Origin of the sequence: Saccharicrinis sp. 156 (assembly GCF_050589685.1) — a bacterium.
Lineage (GTDB): Bacteria > Bacteroidota > Bacteroidia > Bacteroidales > Marinilabiliaceae > Saccharicrinis.
This window is the reverse complement of sequence record NZ_JBNGOS010000026.1, coordinates 72,272-86,541: the sequence shown is the minus strand read 5'-3', so window position 1 is coordinate 86,541 and position 14,270 is coordinate 72,272. Positions and strand designations below refer to the sequence as shown.

Sequence of the window (14,270 nt, the reverse complement as noted above, 5' to 3'; positions counted from 1 at the left end):
AAAAATTACCCAGAAAGTAAAAGGAATTTTTTGTTCGTACTTGATATCTGTATTCTGATATATGAAGTATGATATTAGCAAATATCCAGTAATTAAGACAATAACGATTATTTTTCTTACAGTATTAATCATAATTCAAATATTAATGTGAAATCGTATAAAATAACGCACCATTGGGTAGGTAAAAGCTACTCGTGGAACTATGAGTAAACATTCCAGTGCCCATTGTTGTTACACGAGATGTGGATGTCACAACATAAAAACCTGCCTGAAATGGATTGGCACTTTGGTCATTATACTGATATTGTAAAGCATTATATGAATTTTCAATTCCATTAGCTTGTGCAGCGAATGCTGCCATATAGGCAGCACTATAGGTAGCAGTAATAAAATTAGATTTTGCAGATAATTTAACCACCCACACACCTGCTGCTCCACTAGCTGTACCTGCTCCAGCGGAATACCAACCTAATTCAGAAACCATTTTATCATATTTTTGTTCCATATTGTTCGCATAAGCTTGAGCCTCTGAATGATTGAACTTTTGCTTTGTTGTTGTTCTAGACCAGTTCCATCCATATTGAGTGCCAGTTTGTATTTGGTTAAACCAATCATCTCCTAAACTAAAGTTAGTGCCCTCATGCACTCCCCTGTTAAACCCATTGCTTAATCCCGAGTTACTAAACGACGCATTCCATGTAATACCTGCGGCACTGCCCAGATAATTAAAATTTTGCATGGCAATGGCATAGGATGCTGTACCGTTGTCTATAAATTCAATGTCGAAACCGTCTATAAGGTAATTCATAATTGTTTGGGCAGCCTCATTGGTAGCGGAAACTATACCCATTGATTTTGCAATGCCACTAAAAGCAAAACTACCTGCACTCATACTTTCACCGGAATAAACATTCTCATATAAACCTGTACTCCAATTGTAACTTAATCCACCAGAAGCTTGATACCTCCACCTGTCTAAATGAGGCGTAATGGAACCATCTCCCCCTCCTCCTCCTGGAGCTCCCATGCTTAGCCATCTTTCCAATTGTGCTTTATTTATGGCATTAACTTCATCTTGATATGGGTAATGTTGATACCCACTGGGGTCGGTATACATTATAGGGTTGTTCATACAATACGAATATCTATTGTAATTTGCACTATTACCCAGAGATTGTATTATAGGGTCGGGACTTACGAACTGCATGGTTGTTGGGCAATAGGTTCTTCCGTTTCCCGATTTGGCTAAGGCCATCGGGATTAGTTCGGCTATATGTTTTGTCTGCGTTGTCACTTGTCAAAAAAATAAGTCCTCACTGAACATATTAATTTCTGCCTTAAAAGTCAAACTCGAATATCCAAAACCTCTTTCAGTAATGGAAGAACTTGTTGTTGATGTATTCCCCCAATTATGCGGGTCTCTTCTTTTTCCCCAACTGTCGAAGGCATGCTCCTCAACAATATTAGCGGAGGCATCTATAAGAGTGTTCAATGAACCCAGATGGTCGGTCATTGTGTAATATAAATTTGAACCTGTTTTATACATTAAGTATTGTGCCGCAAAGTCTAAACGCAATACTAAATAACCCCATTTTAACCTTATAGAAAGAGGGCACCCCAAACGACACCCTCTTTCTGTTTCTATTTATCTTCAAACTAATTAACCTTTCTAAATTTAATCTTTTTTACTTCTCCTTTCCATTTAATATTACCTTTATTATAAATAGTTAGCGTATAACTATTTTTTTCTTTGGCAATTGAATCCCCTGTTGATATTTCATCGATGCATTCTTTTTTAATCAAGTACCATGTGGAATCAATCAAGAAGTAAACGTTTTTTATTTCCTTCTGTATATCATTAACCTTACCATTAATCGAAGTTTTGAAAAAGATCGTATTTGGTTGCTGACTATACATAATTATTCCAATAATAATACAAAGTCCAATTGCAAAAAAGAGAATTAAAATGGGAACTGTTTTTTTACTGGGAGCAATCTTTTCTGCATCAGTTAATAACTGATTTGTTTTCATAATATTTATTGGCGTTAGTAATTTTGCAGAAGTTACTGGTTGTGCAATAGCTACTTTATAAAAGTAATAAATTCCATCAATAGTGGCATAACAACAAAAAAGGATGCCTCTCTCGAAACATCCTTTATTTATCTTATGCTATCAATAAAAACGGCCATTAACCAAAAACTAATAACCACTGACATACCATTCACTGAATACTGATTACCGAATACTGCTTTCCCGTCAATAATTAAATGAATTTAATGGGACGGGATGTCACTTCGTTCCAACTAATCACTGAACACTGTTTTTCACCAATCCACTTCTTTCAAGTAGGGCATCGGGAGTTGGTTCCTGACCTCTAAAGGCCACATATAAATCCATTGGGTGTTTGGTTCCACCTTGCGACAAGATGTTAACCCTGAATGAGTTTGCCGTTGCTTTGTCAAAAATGCCGTTTTGCTTAAATACTTTAAATGCATCGGCATCCAGTACTTCGGCCCATTTGTAACCGTAGTACCCTGCAGCATATCCGCCCGCAAAAATGTGTGAAAAAGCCGTACTAAAACTAGTACCCTCTACTTCAGGGAACAACTCAGTCTTAGCCATGGCAGCATCTTCAAAATCAGTTACCGACCCTTCAAACGGATTGTTAATAGAATGCCAGGCCATATCGTTCATGCCGAACGACAACTGGCGAACACTTAGGTATCCGCTCTGAAAGTTGGCAGAAGCCAATATTTTGTCCACCAATTCATCAGGTATAGCTTCACCTGTTTTATAATGTTTACCCACTAATTTTAACCATTCTTTTTCCGTTCCCCAGTTCTCTAGAATTTGCGACGGTAACTCAACAAAGTCGCGGTATACATTGGTGCCGCTTTGGCTTTTGTAGGTAGTGTTGGCCAACATGCCATGTAAACCATGTCCGAACTCATGAAGAAATGTGGTTACCTCGTTATGTGTTAATAAGGAAGGTGTATCTTCCGTTGGACGGCTGAAATTACAAACCAACGAAACAAACGGACGAACGTTTTTCCCGTCTTTAACATATTGCTCTCTATAGTTGGTCATCCATGCTCCACCTCTCTTTCCGCTGCGTGGATGGAAGTCGAGATAAAGAACCGATAAGTATTCTCCATTCTCATCCAGTACCTCATAAGCTTTCACTTCTTCGTGGTAAACCGGAATATCCTTGTTTTCCTTAAAGCTAATTCCATAAAGGGTGTTTGCTAGGCCAAAAACACCATCAATAACTTCCTCCAGCTGGAAATATGGTTTTGTCATTTCCTCGGTAAAGTCAAATTTCTCGGCTTTAACTTTTTCGGAATAGTAACTGAAATCCCAACGTTGAAGTTCATCGTTTAAGCCATGCTTTTTAGCGTAAGCTGCTACTTCTGCCACCTCGTTTTTGGCAAACTTCATGGAACGTGCAAACAGGTCATCCAAAAACCCGTTTACTTTTTCCGGTGTTTTTGCCATACGCTCTTCCAAAACAAATTGAGCATGGTTTTCGTAACCCAGTAATTTTGCTTTTTCTAAACGAAGGTTGACTATTTTTGTAATAATTTCTTTGTTATCGTGCTTGTTGCCATGGTTGGCCCTGGTTGAAAAAGCCATATACATCTGCTTTCTTAGGTCCCTGTTGTCCGCATATTTCATAAACGGAACATAGCTGGGGAACTGCAACGTAAATATCCAGCCTTCTTTATCTTCGCTTTTGGCGACTTCGGCAGCTGCTGATTTAATGGCATCGGGCAATCCCGAAAGCTGTGCTTCATCGGTAATATGAAGTTTAAACTCGTTGGTTTCGGCCAATACGTTTTCTCCAAACTGTAAGGTCAATTTACTCAGTTCCGATGTTATTGCACGGTAGCGCTCTTTGTCTTCACCTTTTAGCAAAGCGCCTTTTCTTTCGAACCCTTTGTAAGAATCCTCTAATAGTTTTGTTTGTTCCTCGTTAAGGTTTATGTTTTTGCGAGAATCATACACGGCTTTTACTTTCCCAAACAACGTTTCGTTCAAAACAATGTCGTTTGAATATTCTGTCAACATGGGCGAAACTTCACGTGCAATGGCTTGAATCTCCTCATTGGTTTCAGCCGAGTTGATATTAAAAAATATGCTGGATACATCGTTTAATTGATTACCTGCATATTCCAGCGCTAAAATGGTATTCTCAAAAGTAGGCTCTTCTTTAGAGTTAACAATTTTGTTAATGTCCGCTTTGGCTTTTTCAATAGCATTTTTAAATGCCGGAAGATAATGGCTGGTTTGTATTTTATCGAACGGTGGTGTTTCGTGCACCGTATTAAAATCTTCTAATAATGGATTGGTGTTCATAGTACTTTTCTGATTACAACTGCCCATAAATATGGAAATGCAAAGTAAACAACTAAAAATTAATATTGGTTTCATATACTCTAATTTTCTTTTAATAGTCATATAGCCTGCCCCAAAGTATTGCGGGGGAACTCCCAAGAAAATTCAATCATTTTCCCTGTGTAAATTAAATGATTGAACTTGCATGCTCGTTTCATCATTTGATTGATTTAATTTTTTTGGTTGCGCAATTTAAAGGTGTTTTATTATACAATCAATGATAATTATTATCCTTATGCGATAAAAGCAATGAATAAAAATTGGCCATTTACGTAACATAGTTGCTTATTTAAAGTACAAAGAATCTAAAACCCGGAGTCATGGGACTTCCGGGCATTTTTTAATTCTTATAAGGTTTAATAAAATGAGATTATTGAGTTTTTGTATTGCATTTATTCTTGGTATGGGTATTGCTTCTTATGGTCAATATACTGATGTGTTGAATACGAGCAATAATCGGAAGATTGCACGTGCCGATAAAAAAATTAAAAAAGGGGATGCGGTTGTTGGTAAAAAGGAGAAGTACACCCGGCAAATTGAGGAAATAGAGACTGAAGGAAAAAGCCGAAAAGGAAAAATAAGACGGCTTGAAACCAAGGCTAATAAAATAGTAATGGGCTCCGCATCTTATTACAAAGAAGGATATGGAAAAAAGTACAGTGTCTACAAAAAATCCATTTCCAAAGGGATCAAACAAGGAAGCTTAAATTCAGATGTTGAAAGTCTGGTTGAAGTTGCTAAAGATGATTATAAAGAGGGACGAAAACTTAGAAGGAAATCGGCCAATCATTACGACCTAAATAAAGCAGCTTCTATGTTGATGGAAGCGAATGAGAAAGAAAATAAAGCTATCGCAGTTTTAGCGAAAGCAACAGGAAATATAGAGGAAATTACGAAGAAGGAGGATACCATGTCCGCAGAAATTCAAGATTCTGCATTGGTAGTGCCGGATACTGAAATGGCCATTATAGAAACTTTAGCTAATGTTGTTCAGGATTCATTGAAGGTTGATTCAATAAGTGTCAGCGAAATAGCCATGTCTGACACGGCAATGATTGCCGATGCCATTTCCGTTCAGGATTCAGCTTTAATAGTAAATGCTGATACTGTGGCGGTAACTCCAATAACAGCAGCACTAATCAGTCCGGTATTGGAAGCAGAAGTAAATAATGAGCCATTGGTTGAAGAGCCTGTTAAAGAGGGTATCGCAGACCTATATTTTTCGGTTCAATTTTTGGCTGAAAAACAACCAGTTCCAAAAGATAAATTACAATCCTTGTATGATGGCCCATTCGAAGTGGTCAAGCACGAAGCGGATGGTTGGGTCCGATATAGTTTCGGAAGATTTAAAACTCTGGAAGAAGCCAACACCATGAAAACAAGGTCTGGCGTTCAGGGCTATGTGGTGGCTTACTTGCACGAAGAGCGTATTTCTACCAGAACGGCGGCCGGAATGCTTTCGAATTAAAGAAACACTAAACACACACGTTATAATCATGAAAAAGACTTTTTTATTACTAGTTGTAGCATTATTGTCGCTGAATACTTTTGCACAGTCGGACATGGCTAAATTGTTAGAAGCGGGAGTTAAAGATGCCAATACATTGGCAAAACCTTATTTGGAACCATATGGAGAGATGCTGGGATCCAGCTTAAATAACGGCTGGTATAATTCGGCCAAACAACATAAATTATTGGGTTTTGATGTTACGATAACTGCCACCTATATTAAAGCGCCATCCAGTGCTACTACTTTTGATATTGGCAAATACAGCGACAAACTGGAAACTTATGAGCTTTCAGACCCTAACGTTTCCATTACGCCAACTGTAGCAGGGGAAATGGATGAAAGGCCGGTGTTGAAACCTCAAGGCCTTCCGGGCGGCACACCAGCGGATTTTACAATGCCCAATGGTACAGGTATGGATTATCTTCCTATTCCCATGGTTACTGCCGGAGTGGGGCTTCCGTTTGGTTTTGAGCTTAAAGGCAGGTTTACCCCGGAGGTAACAATCGGTGATGCGGGTAGTCTCGGTCTATGGGGAATAGGTATTCAAAAAGACCTTAAGGATTATATTCCCGCTGTTAAACACGTGCCTGTTTTAAACGTATCCGTTTTGGCAGCATACACCAGTTTTTCCAGTGAGATTGAAGTCGAAGAAGCAGCTTCCGATGGTAGGTTGGATATATCCGCTTCAGGTATTACGACCCGATTGATTGTTGGAGCTAATTTGCCTGTGGTGGCTTTCTATGGAGGGGTAGGATATGGAAAGTCAACAAGCAATTTTAATTTAATGGGAACTTATAATGTGGGGATCAGTCAGGAAACCGATCCAATCAAACTGGGATATGCCACCAACTCCTTCGACGCCAATGTGGGAATGAGAATCCGTTTGGGAGTAATCGCATTACATGCCGATTATACTTTGGGCGAGTACAGTGCAATCACTGCCGGATTAGGCATTAGTTTTAGATAAGCTGTTGCTATTTATCTTAAAATGCATTAATTTATTAATAGGTAAAGCCTGATGTAATGAATTTGTTTCGATACAAAATATGGGTTGTTTTTACGATTTTGTTGGGTAACCTGAATGCCCAGGTAAAGGTCCATGCAAATCGTAACGTGCTTTCCGAAAGTGACGTATCGAAAATGGTTAAAGCAGATTCGTACATCAACCAGGGTAATGAGATATTGTTTGCAAATTTTACTTTCCCTAAGGATAGTTTGTTTCAGCTGAAGCCCAATTATATAAAGCTTACCGAGAATCTCTACGCAGGTAAGCGAGTGAGCAGGTTACTGTTTGAAACCAAGGATTATTATAAGACGGGTTTTAAAGGTATGATCAATGTTTATCAGCCATATATAAATCAGTACCTGGTCAACGAAGGTAACCGGTTTTTCGCTGAGGTTCAGGCATTAAAAGATTCTGTGGCTTTCTATACCGATAATGCAGAAAAATTCAGAAGTAAAAGCAAGGTAATCGCTAACTTAAAAAAAGGCGGGGAGCAGATCCATAAGTCTAACCTCCATTATCAGCAGGCTGTACTGTTTTGCCAGGAAGCAATTGGTTTAATAGGAAAGGACACTTCTGCTCAAAAACAAGCACTTGTAAAAGAAACCGTTCAGAAAGTCACGGAAACTGTAGAGACGATTGAAGAAACTGTAATGCCAGAGAAGACGGAACCTGTTGTAGCCGTAAAAGTTAAAAAAGACCAGGAGGTAGTCGAACCCGGGATAAAACCAGAGGTTAAGCAAGCTACCATTGCTCCTGTAAAGAAAGCCGAGAAGACAGAAGAACCTAAGCTACAAACAAAAGCAAAACCCAAGGAGTTAGTTCAGCCTGAAATTGAGGTGTATTATACCGTACAAATTATGGCGGATAAAACACAGGTATCGCAATCCCGTATCAAGCAGGTTTATGCGGGTAAGTATGCAATTGTTGAAAATAAAGGCGACGGGTGGTATCGGTATAGCTTTGGTAAGTTCAGTACTTTAAGTGAAGCAAAAACGGCTCTTTCGCAATCTAATACCAAGGGTTATATCGTGGCTTACAAAGGTAAAGTTCGAATTTCGTTAAGTGAGGCAAGAGCGTGGTTTGCCGGCCAGGTACGATAACTATACATCTGCACAACTCAAAATAAACAACCATGAGAAAAGTATTAATATCGACGGTACTGCTAGTGAGCACGCTTCTTGTAAGGGGACAAAAAGAAGTGGTTAGTTTTCTGCAGTCACCTGAGGTTTCACATGAATTAGCCAAGGCGTACCTTACTCCAATGGGCGAAATGATGCATGGTAGCCTGCACACAGGGTGGTACCGAACAGCAAAAACACATCGTTTCTTAGGTTTTGATGTTTCATTGAGTATGTCAACAAGCACTACTCCCTCGGACAAAAGAGGTTATTATGTTGATCATATTCCGGAGTTGGATCAATATTATGCGGTAAAGGATGGAAGTTTTTCGATTGCTGCCAATATGGCGGGTGAAACAAATGATCATCCTGTAATACGAAGTAAGACAGATGGCCGGGAAATACAGTTGCCTAAAGGTGAAGGAGAAGATAAGATTTCACTTCCGGTATTGCTGGCCGGTATAGGTTTGCCTTATAATACCGAGCTTAGGATAAAACTGATGCCAAACTTGGATATGGGAAATATTGGTGGCGTATCGCAATATGGGATAGGTATAAAACACAGTATAAAAGAGTATATTCCCGTTTTGGAGAATGTTCCTGCTTTGTCTTTAGCAATTTTTGGTGCCTATTCCTCCATTATAAACGATGTTTCAGTTGAATATCCCACCGCGGAAAGTTCAGGCCAATTATTAGAAGGGACAATAAATGGTTATAGCGGTAGGTTGCTGATAGGGATAGATGTGCCTGTTTTTTCAGCGTACATGGGTGCGGGTTATGCTTCTTCAAGTGCAGATTATGCATTAAAGGGAAACTATTATGTTGGAGATCCTGCCTTGCAACAAGAAGAAGCCAATCCGCTGTATGTCAATTATAAATTTGGAAGGTTGGTTTTAGATTTTGGAGTGAAAGCAAAACTTGGAATGGTGGAACTATTTGCGGGTTATACCCCCGGAGATTATGGTGTGTTAAGCTTTGGGGCAGGTGTAGCCATAAAATAATGCCATTGGTTTAAAATATGGGAGCGAATATCGTTGGTCAAAGGAAAAGTTCCTTTGGTAAAATGCCGGGGATTCTAATAAAAGATCAGCGGGTAGGTAGACGTGGAATTGAGCAGAGCGACATCATTTTTGTGATATATCAATATTTTTGCATTTTTTTAAATCATCTTGTTACTTTTGGGGTACCCAAATAATAAACGTATTCTTGAATCAATGCGAAATGTAATTACTTCAACAAATAATACTAAGGACGTCAATTTAAGGGCTATTGATGAATACGTGGGGCGTCAGCATAACCTATATAAAAAAAACCTGATTAAAGGCATGTCCGAGAAGGTATATCGTTATGTCTCCCAGGCGGTACCTTTGTACTCCGATAAAATTATTTTAGCAGAGTCGTACCATCCCAGTAATTATTACAAACTTGAAAAGCCAGTTTTGGGTATAGTGGATGTGTCGCCCGTTAATTCTTCAGAAAACATAAATCAGTATCTATTTAATTTAAATGGTCATATACCTGAAGCTACCGTTTTTGTAGGATGCTATGCTATAGATGATTTACAAGAGCAAAAACATAAATCATTCATAAAGAGGAGTCTGCATTTTCAGCGTGTAAAAAAAAATAGGTTAATAAGTAAGGCTGAAGCCTTGGGCCGTTTGGTTTATGCCGGATTTTCCATTATTGATTTCAAAGAGATTGAAGGATTATTATACTTTATGACCATGAAAGTTAAAAATGCACCCGGCGCGCAGGAAGGTTGTAGTACAGGTTTTTTATTCCCGATGACCAGGATTGGTCAGGAAGGGAAAGAGCTTAAAGTCTTTAAGTTTCGGACCATGCACCCTTATTCACAGTATCTGCAAGATTATGTGGTACGCTTAAACGGATATAATTCAACAGGGAAGCCTGCCGGTGATTTCAGGTTGACCTCATGGGGCAGGTTTTTTCGAAAGTATTGGCTGGATGAACTACCACAACTGATCAACCTCTTTAAAGGAGAGCTTGCATTAGTGGGGGTGAGGCCGTTGAGTCATACCCGCTTTTCGGAACTTCCTAAGGAAGTTCAGGAATTAAGGGTGAAATTTAAACCGGGTTGCATCCCTCCATATGTGTCGCTCCTGATGCCCGATTCATCGGGAAATATTAAAGCCGAATGGATATACATGAACGAAAGACTTGAGAAAGGTTTCCGAACCGATATCAAATATTTCTTGTTGGCCATCCGGAATATCCTTGCCGGACGTATTACAAGCTCTTAATGGTCAGTGGACAATTGACAACGGTCAATAGTTTGCTTAATAAGTATTGACGCTCATGACTGCTGCCCATTGACCAATATACTATTCCCTATATGTGTTAAATGCATCAGCCTGCTGCGTTGGCATAATTAAAATATCGTTGATATTCACATGGGGAGGTCGGGTTACGGCAAATTCAATGGCCTCCGCTACGTCCATGGCCGATAGGGGTGTAACTCCTTTATAAACATCATGAGCCTTTTCTTTATCGCCATCAAACCTGACCAACGAAAATTCTGTGTTTACCATGCCTGGCGAAATAGATGTAACCCTTATGTTATGTTTCAACAGGTCAACACGCATTCCTTTTGTGATGGCATTAACCGCATGTTTTGAAGCGCAGTATATGCTTCCGCCCTCATAAACGTTTATGCCTGCTATGGAAGATATGTTAACTATATGCCCATGTTGTTTTTCTACCATCCATTTTATAACCTCCTTCGAAAGAAATAACAATCCCTTTACATTGGTGTCTATCATCTGTGCCCATTTATCCCAGGCATCTTCATATATTTTCTCTGTTCCGGCTGCTAAACCTGCATTGTTGACCAAAATACTTATGTTTTTCCATTTGTCCGGCATGGAGTTTAATGCCTGCATGGTTTCCCCTTCGTTCCTAATGTCAAAGCAAAGCGCCAGGACTGCTATGTTGAATTCGGCTTCAAGCTCCTTCTTTAACCGATTTAGTCTTTCGGCTCTACGACCGGTAATAACAGTATTGTACCCTTGTTGGGCAAGAATTCTTGTTGTGGCTTCTCCTATTCCGGATGTAGCTCCGGTTATGCATGCAATTCTTTTCATTTATTTAATGTTTAGTAAAACCGTGGTGGACAGCCTAAAATTCCAACTCCGAATTTCTTTGAGGACAGCCTGCCCTTATAGGGACCTGATTATTCGTTCCCTGCTTGCGGCTGGCAGGTGACCAAACAGGCTCATTCGTGTTTTGATTATTAATTTATCAGACTGCGTGTCATTTTTATAAAAAAAATCATCCGTCAAAATGAATATGTTCACTTTTGTACTTAGGTATTTTTTTTATACTTTCAAAAAGTCAATATTCACAAGCGATTTTGGATACCATACCTTAAAAGTTGTGAGGATTTGAAATTATTTTGTAAAGTTATAGATCTGTATACACAGCACCAAAAAAAGATATCATGAATACTAGTGACTCAAATGTTCAAAGTTCAGAAAATTTAGGTTTAACGCAATCGGAGCTTGAATTAATTTCAGAAATTTTAAAGCGGGATCCCAATAAAATAGAATTAGATATTTTTTCTCGCCTTTGGACAGAGCATGCATCTTACAAAAACTCATTGAAATGGTTGGGTAAGTTGCCAAAATCCGGGGAAAAAGTAATCGTGGAAGCAGGGGACGAATCGGCAGGCGCCATTGATATTGGCGACGGTTATGTTTGTGTATTTAAAATAGAATCGCATAATCACCCTTGCTCCATTCAACCGCGTCTGGGCGCTTTGACGGGTTTAAGGATTGTAAATCGCGATGTTTTTTCTATGGGTGCCAAACCGATAGCATTTCTGGATTCTTTGCGTTTTGGTGATGCGGAAAGAGATACTGCCCGATGGCTCTTTTCGGAGGTTGTAAAAGGAATCAAGGATTTCGAGGAAAGTATGAAAGTGCCGGTAATTGGGGGCGAAGTTAGCTTTGATGCGGGTTTCAATTCAAATCCAATCGTTAACAATATGACGGTTGGGATAGCCAAAAAAGAGGATTTGATTTCAGGTGTTGCCAAAAAAGAGGGGCAAATTATATTGTTGTTAGGATCTCTTACAGGTAAAGATGGGGTAGATAACGATGCGTTTTCTGCCGATTTTATTTCCGATAACGGATCCTCTAGTTTTACCATTGAGCAAATGATGGACTCGACCATAGAACGTAGCCTGTTAGAAGCGGTAAAAGTACTAAATAAGGAGAAGTTAATAATCGGAATTCAGACTATAGGAGCTGGAGGATTAGTGGGAGCTGCCACCGAAATGGCAGCGCGGGGAGATTCTGGTATCGAGTTATATAGCGACAAGGTCCCGACCCGTGACAATGATATGACAGTTCGTGAAGTGTTACTTTCCGAAACCTGGGGTAGGATGTTGGTTTGCGTTGATAAGGAAAATTTGGCCAGGGCAGCAGAGTTATTACAACCAATGCAATTGGCATTTGCGCAGGTGGGCGTTGTTGTAAAGGGAGATATACTTCATTGTAAGAATGGTGATGAAACAATTGCAGAGGTTCCGGTTTCGTATGTGGGGCTGGGCGGTAATGCGCCTATTTACGAAAGAGAGGTGCAAGAACCTGGCGAGAACAAAATAAAAGAATTGAAATTAGATGATATTCCGGAACCCGATCATTATCAGAAGGTAGTTCAGAAATTGATGACCAACTTAAATCTTGTTTCCAAAGAATACCTTACCGAAACATTTGATCAGTCGTTACAACAAGATTCATTGAGTAACAAATATCCTTCGGATGCTTCATTTGTGAGTATTGAAGAAGCGGGTAAAACATTGGCTTTAACCGTGGATTGTAACTCGAATTATGTGGAGGCCGATCCTTATGTGGGTGCTCAGATTGCGGTGGCCGAAGCGGCACGAAATATAATATGCGGAGGTGGGATTCCATTGGCAGTGACCGATTGTTTGAATTTCGGTAACCCATATGACCCGGAAGTGTTTTGGCAGTTTACCAGATCGGTTGAAGGACTGTCCTTGGCATGTAAAAAGTTTAATACACCTGTTGTCAGCGGTAATGTAAGTTTCTATAACCAACGTTCGGTAGAGGGACGTTTAACACCTATCACGCCTTGCCCAGTTGTGGGTATGGTGGGAACAGTGGAATCGATAGATCACCATACCGTATTGTCATATAAGCGTAAGGGAGATATGATCTTCCTGATAGGTAAGTCCAGAGACGATATTAATGCTTCGGAATACCTAAATTTCTACCACAGGCAAAAAAGCCATGCCGCGCCTTACTTCGATATCGAAGAAGAATTGGAAGTTCAGGAATTGGTGAAGCAAGTGATCCGGAAAGAATTGGTTCGCTCAGTTCATGATGTTTCTTCGGGTGGTTTGTTCTTCAATATGTTGGAATCTGCAATGCCAATGAATTTTGGTTTCGATATCACAACAGATGCCGAGGTCCGAAAAGATGCCTTTTTGTTTGGCGAAGCTCAGAGTAGAATCGTCGTAACTGTAGCAGCTGAAAGACAGGATGACTTTGTTGATTTTATGTTGGACACAGGAGCCGTGTTCTCTGCTTTGGGACATGTTACCAAAGGTGAAATCCGTATCGACGATGAATCATTCGGTTATATTGGGGATTACCAAAAAAAGTTCGCTGGCTACTTAAAGACATGGATGGATGGTGAAAATGAATAATAACCTAATGAAAACCATTCTTCTTTTGGGGCTTCTAAGTGGTGTTCTTGGGTCGGAATGTCTGGCGCAAGATGTTGCATCTTTGGTTAAGGCCGGTGACTTGATGCCTGCCTTTAATTTAAAGTCCGCGGACGAAAACATAAGTTCATCAGACTTAAAAGGAAAGGTCGTACTCATCAACTTTTTTGCTACCTGGTGCCCGCCATGTATAAAGGAACTACCATATGTTAAAAAAGAAATTGCGGACAAGTATAAGAATCGTAAGGACTTTAAATTGTTAGTTGTTGGTCGCGAACATACCCAGGCCGAAATGGATAAGTTTAAAGCGGAGAAGTTTGACTTACCTTTTTATCCCGATAAGGATAGGGCCATGTACGGTAAGTTCGCAATGAATACGATACCCCGAAATTATGTGATCGATAAATCGGGCAAGATCATTTATGCTTCCACAGGTTTTTCTATCGAAGAGTTTGAAAAGATGCTCGACCTATTAAAAAGGGAATTGCAAAACAGCAATAAATAGCTTTTTAGAACAATTCAAAACGATCT

12 protein-coding genes are annotated in these 14,270 nt (G+C 39.6%); 7 read left to right on the top strand and 5 right to left on the bottom strand.

Annotated elements, in window-relative coordinates; translation table 11 throughout:
- Nucleotides 1-142 precede the first annotated feature (142 nt).
- The 4 genes from ACRD64_RS16465 to ACRD64_RS16450 all read right to left on the bottom strand — a co-directional run bounded on the left by ACRD64_RS16465 (nucleotide 143) and on the right by ACRD64_RS16450 (nucleotide 4,431).
- The gene (locus ACRD64_RS16465; RefSeq protein WP_430934549.1) at nucleotides 143-1,294 is read right to left on the bottom strand and encodes an RHS repeat-associated core domain-containing protein; all 1,152 of its coding nucleotides are present in this window, start codon (nucleotides 1,292-1,294) and stop codon (nucleotides 143-145) included.
- A 3-nt stretch (nucleotides 1,295-1,297) separates the two neighbouring features.
- Nucleotides 1,298-1,513, bottom strand: a complete 216-nt coding sequence (locus ACRD64_RS16460) for a hypothetical protein (protein WP_430934548.1) — start codon at nucleotides 1,511-1,513, stop codon at nucleotides 1,298-1,300.
- A gap of 143 nt (nucleotides 1,514-1,656) precedes the next feature.
- Nucleotides 1,657-2,031: a hypothetical protein gene (locus tag ACRD64_RS16455; RefSeq protein WP_430934547.1), complete on the bottom strand. Its 375-nt coding sequence runs from the start codon at nucleotides 2,029-2,031 to the stop codon at nucleotides 1,657-1,659.
- A gap of 276 nt (nucleotides 2,032-2,307) precedes the next feature.
- On the bottom strand, nucleotides 2,308-4,431 hold the full coding sequence (locus ACRD64_RS16450) for a M3 family metallopeptidase (protein WP_430934546.1): 2,124 nt from the start codon (nucleotides 4,429-4,431) through the stop codon (nucleotides 2,308-2,310).
- Between the two features lie 328 nt (nucleotides 4,432-4,759).
- Here ACRD64_RS16450 and ACRD64_RS16445 point away from each other — a divergent pair, with 328 nt between their 5' ends.
- From ACRD64_RS16445 to ACRD64_RS16425, 5 genes are all read left to right on the top strand, one after another.
- Nucleotides 4,760-5,863 carry a hypothetical protein gene (locus tag ACRD64_RS16445; protein ID WP_430934545.1) on the top strand — a complete coding sequence of 368 codons (1,104 nt, stop codon included), beginning with the start codon at nucleotides 4,760-4,762 and terminating at the stop codon, nucleotides 5,861-5,863.
- A 28-nt stretch (nucleotides 5,864-5,891) separates the two neighbouring features.
- Nucleotides 5,892-6,872 carry a DUF6588 family protein gene (locus ACRD64_RS16440; protein ID WP_430934544.1) on the top strand — a complete coding sequence of 327 codons (981 nt, stop codon included), beginning with the start codon at nucleotides 5,892-5,894 and terminating at the stop codon, nucleotides 6,870-6,872.
- A gap of 56 nt (nucleotides 6,873-6,928) precedes the next feature.
- Nucleotides 6,929-8,011, top strand: coding sequence for an SPOR domain-containing protein (locus ACRD64_RS16435; protein ID WP_430934543.1), 1,083 nt, complete (start codon nucleotides 6,929-6,931; stop codon nucleotides 8,009-8,011).
- Between the two features lie 32 nt (nucleotides 8,012-8,043).
- Nucleotides 8,044-9,030, top strand: a complete 987-nt coding sequence (locus ACRD64_RS16430) for a DUF6588 family protein (protein WP_430934542.1) — start codon at nucleotides 8,044-8,046, stop codon at nucleotides 9,028-9,030.
- Nucleotides 9,031-9,243: 213 nt separating this feature from the next.
- A complete protein-coding gene (locus tag ACRD64_RS16425) occupies nucleotides 9,244-10,290 on the top strand; it encodes a sugar transferase (protein ID WP_430934541.1) in 1,047 nt (348 codons plus the stop codon).
- 81 nt (nucleotides 10,291-10,371) lie between these two features.
- Here the strand turns inward: ACRD64_RS16425 and ACRD64_RS16420 are convergent, their stop codons facing one another.
- Complete coding sequence (locus ACRD64_RS16420; RefSeq protein WP_430934540.1) at nucleotides 10,372-11,130, bottom strand: SDR family NAD(P)-dependent oxidoreductase; 759 nt, start codon at nucleotides 11,128-11,130, stop codon at nucleotides 10,372-10,374.
- A 356-nt stretch (nucleotides 11,131-11,486) separates the two neighbouring features.
- Between ACRD64_RS16420 and purL the strand changes: the two genes are divergently transcribed.
- Nucleotides 11,487-13,721 carry a phosphoribosylformylglycinamidine synthase subunit PurL gene (gene purL / locus ACRD64_RS16415; protein ID WP_430934539.1) on the top strand — a complete coding sequence of 745 codons (2,235 nt, stop codon included), beginning with the start codon at nucleotides 11,487-11,489 and terminating at the stop codon, nucleotides 13,719-13,721.
- A complete protein-coding gene (locus ACRD64_RS16410) occupies nucleotides 13,705-14,244 on the top strand; it encodes a TlpA family protein disulfide reductase (RefSeq protein WP_430934538.1) in 540 nt (179 codons plus the stop codon). The genes purL and ACRD64_RS16410 overlap by 17 nt, the downstream gene beginning before the upstream one ends.
- Nucleotides 14,245-14,270 lie beyond the last annotated feature (26 nt).